General features: G+C 72.2%; 19 protein-coding genes, 1 tRNA gene and 1 pseudogene. 9 read left to right on the top strand and 12 right to left on the bottom strand.

Features of this window, described 5'->3' with window-relative positions; translation table 11 throughout:
• Positions 1-13: 13 nt before the first annotated feature.
• From JSQ78_RS11135 to serS, 3 genes are all read right to left on the bottom strand, one after another.
• Positions 14-98 (bottom strand) — tRNA-Ser (locus JSQ78_RS11135).
• A 161-nt stretch (positions 99-259) separates the two neighbouring features.
• Positions 260-1,060: an HAD family hydrolase gene (locus JSQ78_RS11130; protein WP_211447623.1), complete on the bottom strand. Its 801-nt coding sequence runs from the start codon at positions 1,058-1,060 to the stop codon at positions 260-262.
• Positions 1,060-2,340 (bottom strand): serine--tRNA ligase, encoded by a 1,281-nt coding sequence (serS, locus tag JSQ78_RS11125; RefSeq protein ID WP_211447621.1) that lies wholly within the window; start codon positions 2,338-2,340, stop codon positions 1,060-1,062. Before serS ends, JSQ78_RS11130 begins: the two co-directional genes overlap by 1 nt.
• 89 nt (positions 2,341-2,429) lie before the next feature.
• Between serS and JSQ78_RS11120 the strand changes: the two genes are divergently transcribed.
• On the top strand, positions 2,430-3,410 hold the full coding sequence (locus tag JSQ78_RS11120) for a diacylglycerol/lipid kinase family protein (RefSeq protein ID WP_211447619.1): 981 nt from the start codon (positions 2,430-2,432) through the stop codon (positions 3,408-3,410).
• Between the two features lie 131 nt (positions 3,411-3,541).
• Here the strand turns inward: JSQ78_RS11120 and pheA are convergent, their stop codons facing one another.
• The gene (gene pheA, locus JSQ78_RS11115) at positions 3,542-4,483 is read right to left on the bottom strand and encodes a prephenate dehydratase (RefSeq protein ID WP_211447617.1); all 942 of its coding nucleotides are present in this window, start codon (positions 4,481-4,483) and stop codon (positions 3,542-3,544) included.
• A gap of 410 nt (positions 4,484-4,893) precedes the next feature.
• Between pheA and JSQ78_RS11110 the strand changes: the two are divergent.
• The 5 genes and pseudogenes from JSQ78_RS11110 to JSQ78_RS11090 all read left to right on the top strand — a co-directional run.
• Positions 4,894-5,178: pseudogene (locus JSQ78_RS11110) on the top strand (transposase); the annotation flags it as partial.
• Between the two features lie 484 nt (positions 5,179-5,662).
• Entirely contained in the window at positions 5,663-6,646 is a 984-nt protein-coding gene (locus tag JSQ78_RS11105) for a peptidoglycan-binding domain-containing protein (protein ID WP_211447615.1), read from the top strand.
• A 7-nt stretch (positions 6,647-6,653) separates the two neighbouring features.
• Positions 6,654-7,322, top strand: coding sequence for an ABC transporter ATP-binding protein (locus tag JSQ78_RS11100; RefSeq protein WP_249295654.1), 669 nt, complete (start codon positions 6,654-6,656; stop codon positions 7,320-7,322).
• The gene (locus JSQ78_RS11095) at positions 7,319-8,452 is read left to right on the top strand and encodes an FtsX-like permease family protein (protein WP_211447614.1); all 1,134 of its coding nucleotides are present in this window, start codon (positions 7,319-7,321) and stop codon (positions 8,450-8,452) included. The genes JSQ78_RS11100 and JSQ78_RS11095 overlap by 4 nt, the downstream gene beginning before the upstream one ends.
• 425 nt (positions 8,453-8,877) lie before the next feature.
• The gene (locus JSQ78_RS11090; RefSeq protein ID WP_211447612.1) at positions 8,878-9,528 is read left to right on the top strand and encodes a hypothetical protein; all 651 of its coding nucleotides are present in this window, start codon (positions 8,878-8,880) and stop codon (positions 9,526-9,528) included.
• A gap of 114 nt (positions 9,529-9,642) precedes the next feature.
• Here JSQ78_RS11090 and JSQ78_RS11085 read toward each other — a convergent pair whose 3' ends face one another.
• On the bottom strand, positions 9,643-11,025 hold the full coding sequence (locus JSQ78_RS11085) for a pyridoxal phosphate-dependent decarboxylase family protein (RefSeq protein WP_249295652.1): 1,383 nt from the start codon (positions 11,023-11,025) through the stop codon (positions 9,643-9,645).
• Between the two features lie 203 nt (positions 11,026-11,228).
• Here JSQ78_RS11085 and pgm point away from each other — a divergent pair, with 203 nt between their 5' ends.
• The 3 genes from pgm (at position 11,229) to JSQ78_RS11075 (ending at position 14,109) form a co-directional block, all read left to right on the top strand.
• Complete coding sequence (pgm, locus tag JSQ78_RS11080) at positions 11,229-12,863, top strand: phosphoglucomutase (alpha-D-glucose-1,6-bisphosphate-dependent) (protein ID WP_211447610.1); 1,635 nt, start codon at positions 11,229-11,231, stop codon at positions 12,861-12,863.
• A 206-nt stretch (positions 12,864-13,069) separates the two neighbouring features.
• On the top strand, positions 13,070-13,396 hold the full coding sequence (locus JSQ78_RS13915; RefSeq protein ID WP_249295650.1) for an epoxide hydrolase N-terminal domain-containing protein: 327 nt from the start codon (positions 13,070-13,072) through the stop codon (positions 13,394-13,396).
• Positions 13,351-14,109: an alpha/beta fold hydrolase gene (locus tag JSQ78_RS11075; protein ID WP_249295648.1), complete on the top strand. Its 759-nt coding sequence runs from the start codon at positions 13,351-13,353 to the stop codon at positions 14,107-14,109. The genes JSQ78_RS13915 and JSQ78_RS11075 overlap by 46 nt, the downstream gene beginning before the upstream one ends.
• Before the next feature lie 10 nt (positions 14,110-14,119).
• Here JSQ78_RS11075 and JSQ78_RS11070 read toward each other — a convergent pair whose 3' ends face one another.
• From JSQ78_RS11070 to JSQ78_RS11040, 7 genes are all read right to left on the bottom strand, one after another.
• Positions 14,120-14,449 (bottom strand): DMT family transporter, encoded by a 330-nt coding sequence (locus JSQ78_RS11070; protein ID WP_211450616.1) that lies wholly within the window; start codon positions 14,447-14,449, stop codon positions 14,120-14,122.
• Complete coding sequence (locus JSQ78_RS11065) at positions 14,449-14,799, bottom strand: DMT family transporter (protein WP_211447608.1); 351 nt, start codon at positions 14,797-14,799, stop codon at positions 14,449-14,451. Before JSQ78_RS11065 ends, JSQ78_RS11070 begins: the two co-directional genes overlap by 1 nt.
• Before the next feature lie 175 nt (positions 14,800-14,974).
• Positions 14,975-16,237, bottom strand: a complete 1,263-nt coding sequence (locus JSQ78_RS11060; protein WP_211447606.1) for a CapA family protein — start codon at positions 16,235-16,237, stop codon at positions 14,975-14,977.
• 45 nt (positions 16,238-16,282) lie between these two features.
• On the bottom strand, positions 16,283-16,525 hold the full coding sequence (locus JSQ78_RS11055) for a hypothetical protein (RefSeq protein ID WP_211447605.1): 243 nt from the start codon (positions 16,523-16,525) through the stop codon (positions 16,283-16,285).
• A gap of 4 nt (positions 16,526-16,529) precedes the next feature.
• Positions 16,530-16,820 (bottom strand): hypothetical protein, encoded by a 291-nt coding sequence (locus tag JSQ78_RS11050; protein ID WP_211447603.1) that lies wholly within the window; start codon positions 16,818-16,820, stop codon positions 16,530-16,532.
• 23 nt (positions 16,821-16,843) lie between these two features.
• The gene (locus JSQ78_RS11045) at positions 16,844-17,143 is read right to left on the bottom strand and encodes a hypothetical protein (RefSeq protein WP_211447601.1); all 300 of its coding nucleotides are present in this window, start codon (positions 17,141-17,143) and stop codon (positions 16,844-16,846) included.
• A gap of 9 nt (positions 17,144-17,152) precedes the next feature.
• A complete protein-coding gene (locus JSQ78_RS11040; RefSeq protein ID WP_249295646.1) occupies positions 17,153-17,947 on the bottom strand; it encodes a M15 family metallopeptidase in 795 nt (264 codons plus the stop codon).
• Positions 17,948-17,965: the final 18 nt, after the last annotated feature.

Here is a 17,965-nt window from a genome sequence, read left to right as displayed (position 1 = left end):
TCTCGGTCTCGTGCGGAGGGCGTGGGATTCGAACCCACGAGGCATCGCTGCCCACCGGTTTTCAAGACCGGCTCCATCGGCCGCTCGGACAGCCCTCCAGGCGCCTCGCGCGGGCTGGGTGCGCGGCGGGGGCCTCGGGCGATTGTACGGCGCGATCGGATGCGTCGACTACGTCGCGCGCTGGAGCTGGGGTCGAAGACCCTCTCGGGCCTCCGACGCGGCGCCCGCGCCGTGGCCCGTCTCGAGTCGCGGGATCGGGCTACGCGCGGACGAGCAGCCCCTCGAGCACCTCGGCGAGGCCGTCGTCGTGGACCGCGGAGGTCGACTCGTTCGCGGCCGCCTTGACCTCGTCGGGCGCCTGGCCCATCGCGACCGCGCGGCCGCCGCCCGCGGCGACCCACTCGAACATCTCGATGTCGTTGCGGCCGTCGCCGACGGCGAGGATCCGCTCGCGCGGGATCTCGAGCAGGCTCGCGACGCGCTCGAGGCCCGTCGCCTTCGTCACGCCGTCGGGAGCGATGTCGAGCCACGACGAGTAGCCGATCGCGTAGGAGACCTTGTGGAGGCCCATCCGCTCGACGATCTCGAGGAACTCGTCGACCTCGTGGTCGGGGCTCATCACCACGACGCGCATCGCCGGCTGCTGGAAGAGGTCGTCGAACTCGACCTGCTCGGCCTCGTCGAGGTTCCAGTCGTGCATGCCGTTCGTGTAGCGGCGGTGGCCGGCCGCGTCCTCGACCATGTACGCGCCGCTCGGCAGCCCCTTCGCGATCGTGCGGAGCGCCTCCTCGGGGTCGAAGGTCTCGACGTGGAGCGGCTCGTAGCGGCCGTCCTTGCGCTCGAGCACGAGCGCGCCGTTCGCCGCGACGAGGTGGCTCGGCTCGATCCCGAGCCGCTCGGCCGTCGACTCGGTCGTGGACTGCGAGCGACCGGTCGCGAGCACGACGACGTGACCGGCGTCGACGACCGCACGGATCGCATCCGCCACTCGGGGCGAGAGCGAGTCGTCCTCGTGCACGACGGTGCCGTCGATGTCGAGCGCGATGAGCAGCGGCTCCATCAGGCACCCACCGTCGCGGGCTCGACGGGCTCGATGACGGCGAGGCCGCCGAGGTAGGGCTGCAGTGCCGCGGGCACCCGCACTGAGCCGTCGGCCTGCTGGTGCGTCTCGAGGATCGCGACGAGCCAGCGGGTCGTGGCGGCGGTGCCGTTGAGCGTCGCGACCGGCGCGGTCTTGCCGCTCTCGGTGCGGTAGCGCGTGCCGAGCCGGCGCGACTGGAAGGTCGTGCAGTTCGAGGTGGAGGTGAGCTCGCGGTACTGCTGCTGGCTCGGGATCCACGCCTCGATGTCGAACTTGCGCGCGGCGGAGGAGCCGAGGTCGCCGGCCGCGACGTCGATGACGCGGTAGTCGAGCTCGCACGCCTGGAGCATCCGCTCCTGGAGGGCGCGCATCCGGTCGTGCTCCGCCTCGGCCTCGTCGGGCTTGACGTACGAGAACATCTCGAGCTTGTTGAACTGGTGCACGCGCAGGATGCCGCGGGTGTCGCGGCCCGCGGAGCCCGCCTCGCGGCGGTAGCACGTCGACCAGCCGGCGTAGCGCTTCGGCTCGTCGACGTCGATGATCTCGTCGGCGTGGAAGCCCGCGAGCGCGACCTCGGAGGTGCCGGTGAGGTAGAGGTCGTCGGCGGGCAGGTGGTAGACCTCGTCGGCGTGCTCGCCGAGGAAGCCGGTGCCGCGCATGATCTCGGGCCGCACGAGCGTCGGCGTCGTGAGCGGCGTGAAGCCGTCGGCGAGCACCTGGTCGAGGCCGAGCAGCATGATCGCGAGCTCGAGCCGCATGCCGATGCCGGTGAGGTAGTAGAAGCGGGAGCCGGCGACCTTCGCACCGCGCGCGATGTCGAAGGCCTTCAGGCTCTCGCCCAGCTCGACGTGGTCGCGCGGCTCGAAGTCGAAGGAGCGCTCCTCGCCGTGGGTCGCGAGGGTGACGAAGTTCGCCTCCTCGCCCGCCGGCACGTCGGGGTGCACGACGTTGCCGAGCCGCGAGACGGCGGTGTCGAAGGCGGCCTCGGCCTCGCTGACGCGCGCTTGCGCCTCCTTCACGCCGGCGGCGAGCGACTTGCCCTGCTCGATGAGCGCGGGGCGGTCCTCCTTGGCGGCCTGGCCGACGAGCTTGCCGTGCGCGTTCTGCTCGGCGCGCAGCCGCTCGAACTCGGTGATGGCGGCGCGGCGGGCGGCCTCGGCGGTCAGCGCGTCGTCGACGTGCGAGACGGGGTCGCCGCGGCGCTCCTGGCTCTCGCGCACGAGGTCGGGCTGGTCGCGCAGCAGCTGGGGATCGATCACCCCTCCAGTCTAGGAGCCGTGGGTGAACGGACCGTCGGAGCCGCGACCGCCTCGGGATCTGTCCCGGATGCACGGGGTACTGTGCCGACATGCGCGCAGGCATCGTCTACAACCCGGTGAAGGTCGATCGCGACACCCTCGCCCGGCAGGTCGAGACCGCCGAGCCGATCGAGTGGTCGGAGCCCGTGTGGTTCGAGACGGATGCGGACGACTCCGGCCGCGCCGCGGTCAAGGCGGCGCTCGCCGAGGATATCGACCTGCTGATCGTCGCGGGCGGCGACGGCACCGTGCGCGTCGCGGCCGACGAGATCGCGAGCACCGACGTGCCGCTCGCGATCGTGCCCGCGGGCACCGGCAACCTGCTTGCCCGGAACCTCGGCATCGACGTCACCGACCGCGTCCAGGCCCTGCGGACCGCGTTCGGCGGCGCCGAGCGCGAGATCGACCTCGGCGAGCTCGAGATCCAGGCGCCAGACGGCACGCGCTCGAAGCACGCGTTCGCGGTCATGGCCGGCTTCGGCCTCGACGCCGAGATGATCGACAAGACCGACGAGGGACTCAAGAAGAAGGTCGGCTGGCTCGCCTACGTGGATGCGGCCGGTCGCGTCATCTCGTCGCTCGACAAGGTGCGCGTGGCGGTGCGGATGGATGGCGGCCGGACGACGCGAACGACTGTCAACACGATGCTCATCGGCAACTGCGGCACCGTGACGAACGGCATCATCATCCTCCCCGACGCGGCGATCGACGACGGGATGCTCGACATCGCCCTCGTGCGGCCGCGCGGTGCGCGCGGCTGGATGCAGCTCGCCGGCTACATCGCCCGCAACAACCTGCTCGTCACGAAGCTGCTGCGCCGCCGCGGGCACCTCGGCCGGCAGCGCACGGGTGCGGCGCTCGGCTACGGGCAGGCGAAGGAGACGCACGCGCGGCTCGACGAGCCGCGGGCGGTGCAGGTCGACGGCGACGTCGTGGGCGAGGCGATCGCGCTCCGCGCCGGCATCCGCGAGGACGCGCTGCGGGTGCGGGTGCCGGCCGAGCACGCGCGCGACGAGGGCCCCGCGGTCTAGCACTCCGTTCGCTGAGCCGGTCCGCGCCCGAAGGGCGCAGACCGTGTCGAAGCACACGAGGCAGCGGTACGGCTTCGACACGCTGTGCGCGCCACCGCCGCGCGCAGCGGCTCAGCCAGCGGAACAGCGGCTCAGCCCGCCGCTGGCTCGCCCGCGACCAGCCCCCGCAGCCAGTCGCGCGCCTCGACGAACGAGCGGTCGGTGTAGCGGCGCTCGACGTGGATCCGCTGGCCATCGGCCCGCGGGTACGAGCCCAGGAACGTCACCGACGGGGAGAAGCGCTTGAGGCCGAGCAGCGCATCCGCCACCCGCTCGTCCTTGATGTGGCCGTCGGCGTCGATGACGAAGCGGTAGCGGCCGAGCCGGTCTCCGATGGGCCGGGACTGGATGAGCGAGAGGTTGACGCCCCGCGTCGCGAACTGCTCGAGCATGTCGAGCAGCATGCCCGGCTCGTCGCTCGGCAGCTCGACGACGAGGCTCGTCTTGTCAGCGCCGGTCGGCTCCCCCGGCGCGCCGGCGCTGCCGACGAACAGGAACCGGGTCACCGCATCCGGGTTGTCGCCGATCCGGTCGGCCAGCACGTCGAGCCCGTCGACCCACTCGCCGATCGTGGGCGTCGAGAGCGCGGCTTGCGCGCCGCTCGCGCCGAGATCGGCGGCGGCCGTGACGTTCGATGCTGCCGGCAGGTGGGCGCGACCGGGCAGCTCGCGCTGCAGCCAGCCTGAGCACTGCGCCCACGCGACGGGATGCGCGGAGACGACGCGGATGTCGTCGAGGCGCGTGCCGGGCAGGGCGACGAGCGAGAAGTTCACGCTCACGACGTGCTCGGAGAGGATGCGGAGGCCCGGCGTGGCGGCGAGCGCGTCCTGCGCGGCGGTGACGCCGCCCTCGATCGAGTTCTCGATCGCGATCATCGCGGCGTCGGAGCGGCCCTCGGAGACCGCCGCGAGTGCCTCGGCGACGTTCGCGACCGGCACGCGCTCGGTCTGCTCGAGCCCGGGCACCTGCTCGAGCGCCGCCTCGGTGAACGTGCCGCGGGGTCCGAGGAACGTCACGACGCGGGGCTGGATCATGGCTCCAGCCTAGGTCGGGCCGTTGTAACGGCTGCAAACAAGCACGCCCTTGCCCATCGAGGGCTGGAGCCGTACCGGCTCCGAGCAGACGGCGAGCGCCTCAAATTCCTTGCCTCGTGGAGTTGCGGCGCGGCACGAGGTCACGACGTTGAGCAAGTGGCCGCTCTGAAGATCCGGGCGAGGCTACGGTCACGCGTCGCACGAGGTTCGTGCCGACACGTCGAGGCTTCCGAGGCATCAGGTGCTGCTTGTCGGTCGCGCGCACCGCGTGGCGCATCCTCGGTCGGCTCTCACGCGATCACCGGACGAAGGGACTCGGCCGCTACGGTGAACCTTGTCCGCGCCCCTGCCGCTCGTGCGCTGTGGCCGAGCAGCGCGTGCACCGCCACCGAGGTGTCGACCGCGCGGCCGCGCGCACGCTCATGACCGAGCTGATCAACACGGTCAGCAGCGGCGTGCCCGCGGCGCTGCGCGAGGTGATCACGCTCGGGCGAACACTCAAGCAGCGAGCCCTCGACGTGCTCGCCTACTTCGACCGACCCGGGACCTCGAACGGTCCGACGGATGCGATCAACGGCCGCCTCGAGCACCTCCGCGGCTCCGCGCTCGGCTTCCGCAACCTCACCAACTACATCGCGAGATCGTTGCTCGAGGCCGGCGGCTTCAGGCCGCTGCTACACCCTCAAATGCGATGAGCCCCTTAACTTCCCGCGCGCGGCTCGAGCGAGTTCGCTGCCGGCGGCCGACCAAGTCCGTGACAGTTTAGCGGCACGGCATCGCGCCCGCGGGGTCGAGGCTCTCTCGCGGGCGCCGCTTCGCGCGAAAGTAGGGATCACCGTTGACAAACTGCTACGAAGCTGACCGACACAATCAGCGTGTCGAGCGAGTTTTTTGCTCTGGACTGGTCGCATGCGGTCTCGCCAGATTGATCCGCGCCAGTGCAATTCAGGGAGGGAGAACCGTGGTCCGACAGTCTTGCAATCGCGTTAGGCTCACCGGAGGAGGATCAACGTGGCGACTTCTGAACTGATTGAGCGGCAGCGAGCCGGTGCCGGTCGGCCTGTCGCTGAACAGCGATCCTTTAGATCTAGACACAGCCGCGGCGGCTGGGTCCGCGGTGTCGGCATCGCGGCCGTCGCGCTGTCCGTCGGTGCTGCGGCGGGCTGGGCGGGCACCACCGTGTTTGCGCCGCCGCAGCAGGTGCTCGAGGCGGACGCGTTCTCGACGGTCGCGGTCGTGCCGGGCGAGGTAGGTTCATCGATCGCGTTGAACTCCATTGCGACTTGGACGACGAGCCCCATCGCGTTGAATGGCGCATCGGGTACCGTCACGAGCGTCGACATCGCGCCTGGCACCGCCGTCGAGAAGGGACAGCGCCTCTACTCCGTCAACCTGCGGCCGGTCGTCGCGGGCCAGGGCGCCATCCCCGCGTACGGGCCGATAGCGCATGGCGTCGCTGGCCCGCAGGTGACGCAGCTGCAGCAGCTGATGACCGACCTCGGCTTCTGGCGCGGCGCGGTCAACGCGCGCTACACGGCGCCCTTCGCGACCGCCGTGCGCAACTGGCAGCGCGCATCCGGCTTCCCTGTCGACGGGGTCGTGCAGGCGGGGGACATCGTCTGGGTGCCGCAGCTGCCCGCGCGCATGTCGCTCGATGGCGAGACGATCGCGACCGGCCGGCTCGTCGCCGCCGGCGAGGGCGACATCGTGGCGCTCGGCGCTGCTCCGTCGTTCACGATCCCGATGCAGCAGGCGCAGACGCGCTTCGCCCCCACCGGCACGCGCGTGCTCGTGCGGGCGCCTGACGGCGCGCAGTGGGAGGCGGTCGCGGCATCGCAGACGCCCGACCCGTTGAACAGCGAGACGATCCACGTCGAGCTCACCGCCCCCGACGGCGGCCCCGTGTGCGCGGATGCGTGCGACCAGGTCGGCGCGGAGGGCCAGTCGACCCTCATGAGCGAGATCATCACGGTGCCCGTGGAGGCGGGCCTCGTCGTGCCCACCTCGGCGATCACCACCGCGGCCGACGGCGCGGCGTTCGTGACCGACGCGGGGGGCGAGCGGCTGGAGGTGACGGTCGTGCAGTCGGCGCGCGGAATGAGCCTCGTCGAGGGCGTCGACGAGGGGCTGCAGGTGCGCATCCCCGTCGCCCAGGGCGGGTGAACTCGCCGTGCTGACCGCCCCGCCCGCCACCGCCACCCGCACCATGCTCGCCGCACGCGACGTCTCCTTCGGCTACCAGCGGTCGGCGCCGGTCATCGAGGGATTCGACGACGACTTCGTCGCCGGCGAGGTCGTCGCGCTCACGGGGCCCTCGGGCCGCGGGAAGTCGACCCTGCTCTACGTGCTCGGGCTCATGCTCGCGCCCGCCGCCGGCCGCGTCGAGGTCGACGGGGCGGATGCGTCGGGGTTGCGTGACGCGCATCGCGCACGCCTGCGCGCCGACACCTTCGGGTTCGTCTTCCAGGACGCGGCGCTCGACGTGACCCGCACCGTGCTCGACAACGTGCTCGAGACGACCCTGTACCGCGGCGAGGCGCGAGGAGCGCTGGAGCAGCGCGCGCTCGAGCTGCTCGACCAGTTCGGCGTCTCGGTGCGCGCCGACCACAAGCCGGGTCAGATCTCAGGCGGCCAGGCGCAGCGCATCGCGGTGTGCCGGGCGCTGCTGGGCGACCCACGGATCCTGCTCGCCGACGAGCCGACTGGCAACCTCGACGCCGTCTCGGCGGCCACGGTCGTCGGCGCGCTGCGCGCGCAAGCCGCTCGCGGTGCCGCGGTGATCGTCGCGACGCACGACCGCGACGTGATGGCGCAGTGCGACCGCAGGGTCGAGCTGTGAGGCTTGCCGCGCTCGTCCGGGAGGCCGTCGCCGCGGCGTGGGGCACCAAGGTCGCCTCAGCCGTGTCGATCGAGATGGTCGCCGGCATGGTGATCGCGGTGCTGCTCACGACCGGCCGCACCGTCGGCGCGCAGCAGGGCGTCGTCGAGACGCTCGACGACGCGGGCACGCGTGCGGTCGTGGTGCGCGCACAAGAGGGATCGGGGCTCGACACCTCGGCGCTCGCTCGGCTCCATGGAGTCTCGTCGATCGCGTGGCTCGGCGGCTTCGGCTCCGCCGTCGACGCGACCAACTCGATGCTGCCCGGTGGCACCAAGGTGCCTATCCGGGTCGGCTTCGGGCTCGACCTCGCGACTTTGGGCGTGACCGAGCCCGGCGTGCCCGGCGCCGCCTACGCATCCGCCGCCGCGCTCGAGCAACTCGGCATGGAGTCCGCCGCCGGTGCCGTCACGACCGCCGACGGCCTGGACTACTCGATCGGCGGTCGCATCGAGGTGCCCGAGCACCTCGCGTTCCTCGAGCCGCTCATCGTCGTGCCGGTCGAGCCGCAGCACGCGCCGACTCTCGACGGCCGCGCCACGAGCGCCCAGGTGCTTCGCGGCGAGAGCCTGGCGGTGCTCGTGGCGATCGCCGACGACGCCTCGCACGTCGCCGCCGTGACCGATGCGGTGCAGGGCGTGCTCGACATCGTCGACCCGCAGCTCGCCACCATCGAGACGAGCGAGCAGCTCGCGCAGCTGCGCGAACTTGTCGACGCGCAGCTCGGCGGCGCCGGGCGCGCGCTCGTCATCGCCATCTTCGGGCTCACCGCGGTGCTCGTCGCCGCGATCCTCTACGCGCTCGTGATGATGCGGCGCAAGGACTTCGGCCGCCGCCGCGCGCTGGGTGCGAGCCAGGGCCTGATCGTCGGGCTCGTGCTGACACAGGTCGCGGCACTCGGATGCGTCGGGGCACTCCTGGGCGGCGCCGTCTCGTTCACCGCGATGGCCGTCGGCGGCGACCCGCAGCCGCCGCCCGCATACTACGCGGCCATAATGATCCTCGCGGCGGTCACCGCGACCATCGCGGCGCTCGTACCGGCAGCTGCGGCGGCCAGGCGCGACCCGGCGAGAGAACTACGAGTGCCATGATCATGCGCACTAATGCAGGTTGCGCAAGACCCTGTTGCGCACCCGGACTCGGTCTGCTTGACTGCCACTCAATTCGCTCGAGTCACGAGTGAAACGAACGAATGGGTCTCAATGAAGAGCATCAAGATAGGCGGCGCGGTCGTTGCAGCGTTTGCGCTCATCCTCGGCGGCGCGCTGCCTGCCTATGCCGGGCAAGCGAGCGGGTCTCACACATGTTCGTCCACGCAGTGCGTATTCGTACGGTCCACCACGACACCGGTATCCTCGGCAGTGACTACGCAGCATGATCACGTCTACGCCAGTGCCCACCACTACACTAACTTCAGCGGCTCCGGAACGCACACTTCCTACTCGGGCACTTCCTCGACGAGCATCTGGACAGTCGTGACCACTCCGACCAACTACGCAGTCAGCGCGACCGACGGATGCGCCGCAAAGGGCGTGTAGCGCTGGCCGTAGCGCTCGCACTCTTGCTCAGCGCATGCTCCACGGCTGGCGAGCAGCAGTCGGAACTCGATCCGGACACCTCCGCGTCCTCGGGCGCGAGACCGGCAACCGGCGCAACCGGGGAGATCCCGCGCGGCGGTCCGTCCACCGACTACTCCGCTTTCCACGAGAGCATCGCCACGTGCCTCCGCGAGCTCGGCTGGGAGGCGATCGGTTCGCGGGATCGGGTCGAATCGGGTGCTGTACCGGTCGGGCAGGAGGAGCGCTATCAGATGGACTATCAATCGTGCTCGACAGCCAGTAGCGCGCTTCTTCCCGCGGCCGCTCCGCTGGACGAAGCGCTCTACGCACTCAACTTCGAGCGATCGATGGCAGCGCGCGCGTGTCTGGAGGCAAACGGGTTCGAAGTTCCTCCGGAGATCTCTCTGCAGGTGTGGAGGGACCAAATTAATTCGTCGGCTGGATATCCTCTGTTCACCTTGAATGCTCCGTCGGCAGAGGAGGACGCGCTCATGCGTGATCTGTGTCCCGATCCCGCAGCTGTCTTCTTCAGTCCCGAGATCGAGATCTATGTCGACCAGGTCGACTACGCAGCGTATTGGGCGGCCTCCGAGTACGAGGCGCCCTGACGGTCACCGCAGCCTCGCCACCTCCCAGGCTTGCGCTCATGACGGGGCGAGCCGCGCCGGGCGGTTCGCCTCGCCCGCACGGAGCTGCTCGGAACCGTCGTTCCTCACGACCACCTATGCATTCGCGAGGGACCGGACGGCAGCGAGCGTCCGCTCGATGTCGGCCGGCGTCGTCGCCCACGACGACATCGCGCAGCGGAGCGCCGCGCGGCCCCGCCACTGGGCGCCGGTGACGACCGCGGTGCCCTCGTGGAGGATCGCGGCGCCGAGCGCCGTCGTCTGGTCGTCGGAGGGCATCCGGAACATCACCTGGGTGTAGCCGACCTCGTGCAGCAGCTCGATGCCGTCGATCTGCGCGAGGCCCTCGGCCATCGCGACCGCGTTGTCGTGGAGGCGCTCGATGAGCTCGGCGACGCCCGCGCGGCCGAGGCTGCGCAGCGCCGCCCACGCGGGCACGCCGCGGGCGCGGCGCGAGAGCTCGGGCGTGACGTCCCACGGGTCGAGCCCGGTGTAGACGAGGTAGTCGCCGCCGGTGCGGAGCGCCGCGATCGAGTCGGCGGGGTCGCGCACGATCGCCATGCCGCAGTCGTAGGGCACGTTGAGGGTCTTGTGCGCATCCGTCGCCCACGAGTCGGCCGCCTCCATGCCGGCCGTGCGGTGCCGCAGGCGCGGGCTCGTCGCCGCCCACAGCCCGAAGGCGCCGTCGACGTGGACCCAGGCGCCCCGGTCGTGCGCGATCGGGGTGAGGGCGCCGAAGTCATCGAAGGCGCCGGTGTGCACCTCGCCCGCCTGCAGGCAGACGATGAGCGGCTCCTCGCTCTCGCCGAGTGGCGGCTCGAGCTGGTCGGGCAGCATGCGTCCCTCGTCGTCGGCAGGCACGACGACGATGTCGGCGCGGCCGATGCCGAGGAAGCGCACCGCGCGGTCGACCGAGCCGTGCCGGTCGGCGCCCACGACGACGCGCACGCGCGGGGCGCCGCGGAGGCCCTGCTCGCCGAGGTCCCAGCCGGCGCGGGTGAGCACGGCGCTGCGAGCGGCCATGAGGCACGCGAGGTTCGCGACCTGGCCGCCCGTGACGAAGCCGACGCTCGCGCCCTCGGGCAGCCCGAAGAGGTCGAGCATCCACTGGCCCGCGACGCGCTCGAGCGCGACGGTCGTCGGCGTGAGCATCGCCGAGCCGGAGTTCTGGTCCCACCCCGAGACGAGCCAGTCGGCCGCGAGCGCCGCGGGGAGCGTGCCGCCGATCACGAAGCCGAAGAAGCGGCCGCCGGGAATCGCGACGAGGCCGGGACCCGCGCCCGCCGCGAGCTGCTCGGCCACCGCGGCCAGGTCGCTGCCCTGCTCGGGGAGCGGCCCGCCGAAGACCTCGAGCATCTCGTCGAGGCTCGCGCGCGGCCACACCGGCCGTTCCTCGAGCGAGCGGAGCCAGTCGAGCGCGGCGACGTGGGCGGCCTCGAGCGCCCGCTCGCGGTCGTCCGCGCCCTCGCGTGCGTCCACGGGCGCCAGTGTGGCACCGGCCCTGCACCTCGACAACGGGCGACTTCCGCGGCCTGGGCCGCGCGTCGACCGAACCGACAGGTATATGCGGGAGTGCTCGAAGGAGCGGCGCTCTCGAGCCACTCGGCATATACCTGTCCGCAGGAGGGGCAGCGTCGGCGGGCGACCTGCCGCCGCTCAGCGGCCGGTGCTTGGATGGGCCCATGAGCAGAGCCGGCACGGTTGCCCAGCCCCAGGACCTCATCGACGTCGCCGCCCTCGAGCGCGCCTACTTCGAACTCGTCCCCGACGTCTCGAACCCCGACCAGGCGGTGGCATTCGGCACGAGCGGCCACCGCGGCAGCGCGTTCGACACCGCGTTCAACGAGACGCACATCCTCGCGATCACGCAGGCGATCTGCGAGTACCGCGCCGAGCAGGGCATCACGGGGCCGCTCTTCATCGGCCGCGACACCCACGGCCTCTCGCTCCCCGCCGAGCGCACGGCGCTCGAGGTGCTCGTCGCGAACGGCGTGCGGGTGATGGCGGATGCACGGGGCTCGGTGACCCCGACGCCCGCGGTCTCGCGCGCGATCCTCGCGTACAACCACAGCGCATCCGCTGATGACCGGGCCGACGGCATCGTCGTCACCCCGAGCCACAACCCGCCCCGCGACGGCGGCTTCAAGTACAACCCGCCGCACGGCGGGCCGGCCGACTCCGACGCGACGGGCTGGATCGCGAAGCGCGCGAACGAGCTCATCGCGGGCGGCCTCGAGGGGGTGCAGCGCGTCGAGGTGACGGGCGGCAGCGACTCGCGGGTGGAGCTCTACGACTTCCGCGAGGAGTACGTCGCCGCGCTCGGCCGCGCGATCGACTTCGACGCGATCAAGGCGTCGGGCATCCGCATCGGCGCCGACCCGCTCGGCGGCGCGGCGGTCGACTACTACGGCGCGATCGCCGAGCGGTACGGCATCGACCTGACCGTCACCAACCCATCCGTCGACCCCACGTGGGCGTTCATGACGCTCGACTGGGACGAGAAGATCCGCATGGACTGCTCGAGCCCCAACGCGATGGCCTCGGTGCTCGCGCGCAAAGACGAGTTCGACATCCTCACCGGCAACGACGCCGACGCCGACCGCCACGGCATCGTCACGCCCGACGCCGGGCTCATGAATCCGAACCACTTCCTCGCGGTCGCGATCGAGTACCTCTTCGCGCACCGGCCGCAGTGGCGCGCCGATGCCGCGATCGGCAAGACGCTCGTGTCGTCGTCGATGATCGACCGGGTCGCGGATGCGCTCGGTCGCCGGCTCTGGGAGGTGCCGGTCGGCTTCAAGTGGTTCGTGCCGGGGCTCGTCGACGGCTCGGTCGGCTTCGGCGGCGAGGAGAGCGCCGGCGCGTCGTTCCTGCAGGCCGACGGCACGGTGTGGACGACCGACAAGGACGGCATCCTGCTGTGCCTGCTCGCGTCGGAGATCCGCGCCGTCACGGGCAAGTCGCCGTCGCAGCTCTACGGCGAGCTCACCGCGCGCTTCGGCGCGCCGGTGTACGAGCGAGTGGATGCGCCGGCGACGCGCGAGCAGAAGGCGCGGCTGGGCAAGCTCACGGGCGACGCCGTCGCGGCGACGGAGCTCGCCGGCGACCCGATCGTCGCGAAGCTCACGGATGCGCCCGGCAACGGCGCCGCGATCGGCGGGCTCAAGGTCGTCACGGAGCGCGCGTGGTTCGCGGCTCGCCCGTCGGGCACCGAGGACGTCTACAAGATCTACGCCGAGTCGTTCGCGGGCCCGGAGCACCTCCGCCAGGTGCAGGCGGAGGCGAAGGCGATCGTCGACGCGGCCCTCGCTCCATGACGAAGCCCCGGTGGGCCTTCGTCGCGAGGGCCGCTGAGCGCGTCAGCGCGAGGCTCGGCGGCTAGTTCGTCCGTCGACGGGGGCTGCTGCGCCCGACAGGGGCTGGCGTGACCGCCCCTGTCGGGCGGAACGCCCCCGGTCGCGGAAGGCGCTCGCGCCCGCGGCGGGCAGAGCGACGGTGGGCGGCACCGCCTAGCGTGGCTCGCATGAGCGAGCCCTTCGCGTTCCGCGCCGCCGACGAGGAGCTCGAGCGCCTGCGGCGCCGGCTCGACGAGTCGACGGTGCCCGCGCCGACGCCCGGCGCCCACGGCATCCCCATGCCGACCCTGCAGCGACTGCTCGACCGCTGGCGCGGCGGCTTCGACTGGCGCGCGGTCGAGCGGCGCCTGTTCGCGCACGAGCATCGCGTCGCGACCGTCGAGGGCACGGCCGCCCAGGCCGGTTGCCGATCGTGCTCACGCACGGCTGGCCCTATTCGTTCGCGGAGATGCTGCCGCTCGCCGAGGCGCTGCGCGGCGAGCTCGATGTCGTGACCCCCTCGCTGCCCGGCTACGCGTGGTCGGAGCCGCTGCCGGAGCCGTTCACCGAAGAGGCCGTCGCCCGCCGCTGGCGCGCGCTCATGCTCGACGAGCTCGGCTACGAGCGCTTCCTCACCTACGGCGAGGACGTCGGTGCGGGCGTGAGCGACTGGCTCGCGGGCGGGCATCCGGATGCGGTGGCCGGCCTGGTCGCGACCCATTCGTCGTTCGGCGCACGGGATCGCGGTGAGTCGCTCAGCCCCGAGGAGGAGGCCTTCTTCGCCCGCTTCGACGGGGAAGGCCCGCTCGCCGGCGGCTACGCGCACCAGCAGGGCTCGCGGCCCGACACGACCGCCGCGGCGCTGCTCGACTCGCCGATCGGGCTGCTCGCGTGGGTCGGCGAGAAGCTGCTCGAGTGGGCGGGCGACCAGGGGCTGCCCGACGACACCGTGCTCACGACCGTGACGCTCTACTGGCTGACGCGGTCGATCGGCACCTCGTTCCGCCCGTACAGCGACGCGGGAGGCGCGCCGCATCCGCTCGTCGACGCGCCCGCCGCGGTGCGCGTGCAGCGCCGTGAGCGCGACTACCCGCGCTCGCTCGCCGAGCGCTCGTACCGCGACCTGCGCTCCTTCTCCATGCTCGAGCGCGGCGGGCACTTCCCGGCGCTTGACACGCCGGCGGAGATCGCCGCCGCGGTGCTCGAGCTCGAGGCGCTCGCGCGCTGAGCGCAGCCCGTCAGTGGGTGGCGCCGAGCTCGACGAGCAGCACGCCGAGCGCGATGAGCGCGATCCCCGCGAGCATCGTCCGAGTGAGCGGCTCGCGGAAGAGCACGCGGCTGAGCACCGCGGTGAGCGCGACGCCGACCGCCGTCCAGATGCCGTAGGCCACCCCGAGCGGCATGCCGTTCGCGAGCGACACCGACAGCAGCGTGAAGGCGACGAGGTAGCAGGCAGCGACGACGAGCGACCAGCGCCGCTTGGGTCGCTCCCCGACCGTCGCCATCCGCAGCGAGAGCGTGCCGCCGACCTCGGCGACGATCGACGCGATGAGCGCGAGCCAGGCGATCACGAGGTCGCCTCCGTGGGATCGCGCTGCGCGCGCTGCGAGCCGACCTCGACGAGCAGCACGCCGCCCATGATGAGCGCGATGCCCGCGCCCATGAGCGGCGTGAGCGCTTCGCCGAACAGCAGCGCCGAGGCGACCGCCGTGATGACGACGCCGCACGCGCCCCAGATGCCGTAGCCGACTCCGAGCGGCATGCCAGCGCGGAGGGCGAGGCCGAGCGCGGCGAAGGCGCCGCTGTACCCGACCGCCACGACCGCGTAGAGCGCCGGTGCGTCGAGCGCCGCCTTGAGCGAGAGAGTCGCGGTGACCTCGAGGACGATCGCTGCTGCCAGGAGGAGCCAGCGCTTCATGAGGCTCTGCACCTCGATGCGCGACCTGCGGCCGCTGCTCGCCCAGCGGGAGTGCCCACGACGCGCCGCGAGCGACGGGTGCGCATCCGCCGTCGGTGTGCTGGAATGCCGCCACCCCCGGGGCACGAGTGCACCCGCTGTCGCGGGCTCTCGCGGCTCGACGAACGGGCGCAGGTCACGGGGCGAACGAGTCCGTCACGATGCGCACGTCGGGACCCAGCGCATCCTTCACGAGCTCGATGCCCGACTCGACCGTCAGCTCATCGCGCCACGCCGAGCGAGTGATCGGCTCGGCCGCATCGACGATCGGGTGCAGCTGCAGGTTGCGGCGGTGGATCCAGTCCTGCGAGCGGAACTGCTGCGGCGTGAGATCGAAGTGCATGTAGATCGGCACCGCCGCGGGGTCGACCACCTCGACGTGCCCGCCGGGCTCCCCCACGAGCTCGAACTGCGCGACCGCGCTCACGACTCGCGGGATCGCCATCTGCGTCGTCACCGAGTTCCCGAGCGAGTAGTAGACGAACGCACGCGAGCCGTCGGCGCGCTCGAGCCACTCCGCCTCCTGCAGCACGTGCGGGTGGCTGCCGAGGATGACCTCCGCGCCGAGGTCGGCGAGCCGCTGCGCCTGCTCGCGCTGCCGGGCATTGACGACGCTCGAGTACTCGTCGCCCCAGTGCACCGCGATGATCGTCGCGTCGGCGACCTCCTCGGCCTCGGCCATCTGCTGCTCGACGAGCGGGTCGTCGAGCCACGTGACGACGAAGTCGCTCGTGGGCGTGTTCGAGAGGTCGACGAAGTTGAGGAACGCGACCGTCATGCCGTTCACCTCGGCGGTCGGCACCTCGGCCTGCTCCTCCGGCGAGCGGAAGCCGCCCGAGATGAGCAGCGGGTCGAGCTCGTCCCACACCGCGCGCGTGCGGTCGACGCCCTCCTGCCCTCGGTCGAACGTGTGGTTGTTGCCGAACCCGATCGTGTTGCAGCCTGCGTCGGCGATCCCCTCGGCGAACTCGCGCGGCGCGTTGAACGCCGGGAAGTACGTCAGCCCCAGTTCGACGCCGCCCGAGGGCGCTTCCTGGTTGCAGTAGACGAGGTCGCTGTCGGCCCAGATCGGCTTGGCCGCGTCGAAGAACTGCCCGTAGTCGTACCCGCCGTCGTCGGTGCGCGCATCCATCGTCACCGAGTCGTGCGGCAGGATGTCGCCCATCGCGCTCACCGAGACGGTGATCGGCTCGGGGGTCGGCGCCGGGGTCGTCGGCTGCGTCGCGGATGCGGTGGGCTCGGCCGCGCCGTCGGTGGCCGTCGGCGCGGGGTCGAGCGCGCCCTGCTGGCAAGCCGAGAGCACGAGTGCGGCCGCCGCGGCGATCGCGAGCAGTCCGCGCCGCGAGGGCGCGTGCCCGCCGGGCACAGTGGGTCGGCCCTTGCTCGCGCGCTCGCTCATGCCGTCCAGGCTACGCGGGGCGGCCGACCGCTCGGCGCCAGGGCGTCAGCGCTCGATGATCGCGACGGCGATGCAGACGACGGCCGTGCCGACGAGCAGCAGCCACGACAGCGGCGAGCCGAGGGAGCCGCGACTGCTGCCCCCTCGCCGCTGCGAGGTCGAGCCGCTCGACGAGCCGCCGAACGAGCCGCCGCCGCCTCGGACGCCGCCGCCCGAGAAGCGGAACGAGCCGCCGCGGAAGCCTCCACCGCCGCCCCGGAACCGAGGGCGCGCGCTGCGCTTCGCCACCCGCTCAGCCGCCGAGGTAGCGGAACAGGAACGCGATGACGATGATCGCCATGATCAGGCCGAACGCCGACCAGGACCCGCCACCGTCGCCGCCGCGACGCCGGTAGGAGCCGGAGCTGCCGCTCGAGCTCCAGTTCCACGAGCTGCTGCTGCCGCGGGAGCGGCTCGACGAGCGGCCGAAGGAGCCGCCGCCGCCGCGCCGCGATCCACCGCCCGAGAAGCTCCGCCGCGACGAGCTGCGGCCGAAGCCGCCCCCGCCGCCCCTGCGTCCACCGCTCACACTGCGCTTCGCCATGGCGCCAGGCTACGGGGCTTCGCTCATCGACCGCCGAGGAGCGTGATCCCGGCCGCGATCGCGAGGATGAGCGAGATGAGCCACCACGGCGCCGCGCCGCCCTCGGAGCGGTCATCACCGCTCGACGAGTTCCAGGTGCTCCAACCGCTCGAGCCGCCCGAGCCGCTCGAGCTGCCGCTCGAGGCCCAGTTCCACGAGCTGCTGCTCGGCGTCGAACCGCCGAACGAGCCGCCGCCGCTCGAGAATCCCCCGAACGATCGACTGCCGCCGCCGAATCCGCCTCCACCGCCGCGGAACCCGCCGCTCACGCTCGCCTTCGCCATGGCGGCATGCTACGGCGCGTAGTCGGGCGCGGGCTCGAGCCCGAAGTGCTCCTCGAGGGTCGCGGCGCCGCTCTCGTGCATCGCGGTCGAGACCTCGACGCCGACGTAGCGGAGGTGCCACGGCTCCCACTCGTAGCCGGTGATGTGCTCGAGCCCCCGCGGGTAGCGCACGACGAAGCCGTGCTGCCACGCGTGCTCGGCGAGCCAGCGCCCGGCGGCCGTATCGCCGAAGCACGTCGCGAGCCGGCACGCGCCGCCCGTGCCGGAGACGTCGATCGCGAGCCCCGTCTGGTGCTCGCTGTGACCCGGCCGAGCGCTCGTCGTGTCGGCCTCCGCCTGCCCGTAGCGGGCGACGTAGCCGCTGTAGAGCTCGGCCTGCCGCTCGTAGCCGCGGTAGGAGGAGAATACGAAGGTGCCCTCCCCGATCTCTGCGCGCATCACGTGCGACATCGCCGCGAGCGCCGCGTCGAGCTCGGGCCGCACGAGCTCGCCGCCCTCCTGCGCGCTCGAGACGGCGACGAGCTCCGGCCGGTAGTCGGGCGGCTGCAGCGGCCGCCGCTTGTTCACGACGACCTGCAGGCTCGCGCCGGTGTCGAGGTCGAAGGCGGATGCGTCGGGCTGCGCAGGCTCCTCGGTCGCGCTCGGCGTCGGCGCGGGCTCCGGCGCCGGAGCGGGCGTCGACGGCGTCGGCGAGGGCGCCGCGGTCGCCGGCGGCTCGGCGGTCGCGGTCGGGGCTGGCGATCCACTCGCGCCGCACCCCGTCAGCACGAGCGCTGCTGCCACCACCACCACGACTCGACGCACGCATCCATCGTGCCATCG

This window comes from Agrococcus sp. Marseille-Q4369 (assembly GCF_018308945.1).
Lineage (GTDB): Bacteria > Actinomycetota > Actinomycetes > Actinomycetales > Microbacteriaceae > Agrococcus.
This window is presented reverse-complemented; position numbering and strand designations above follow the sequence as displayed.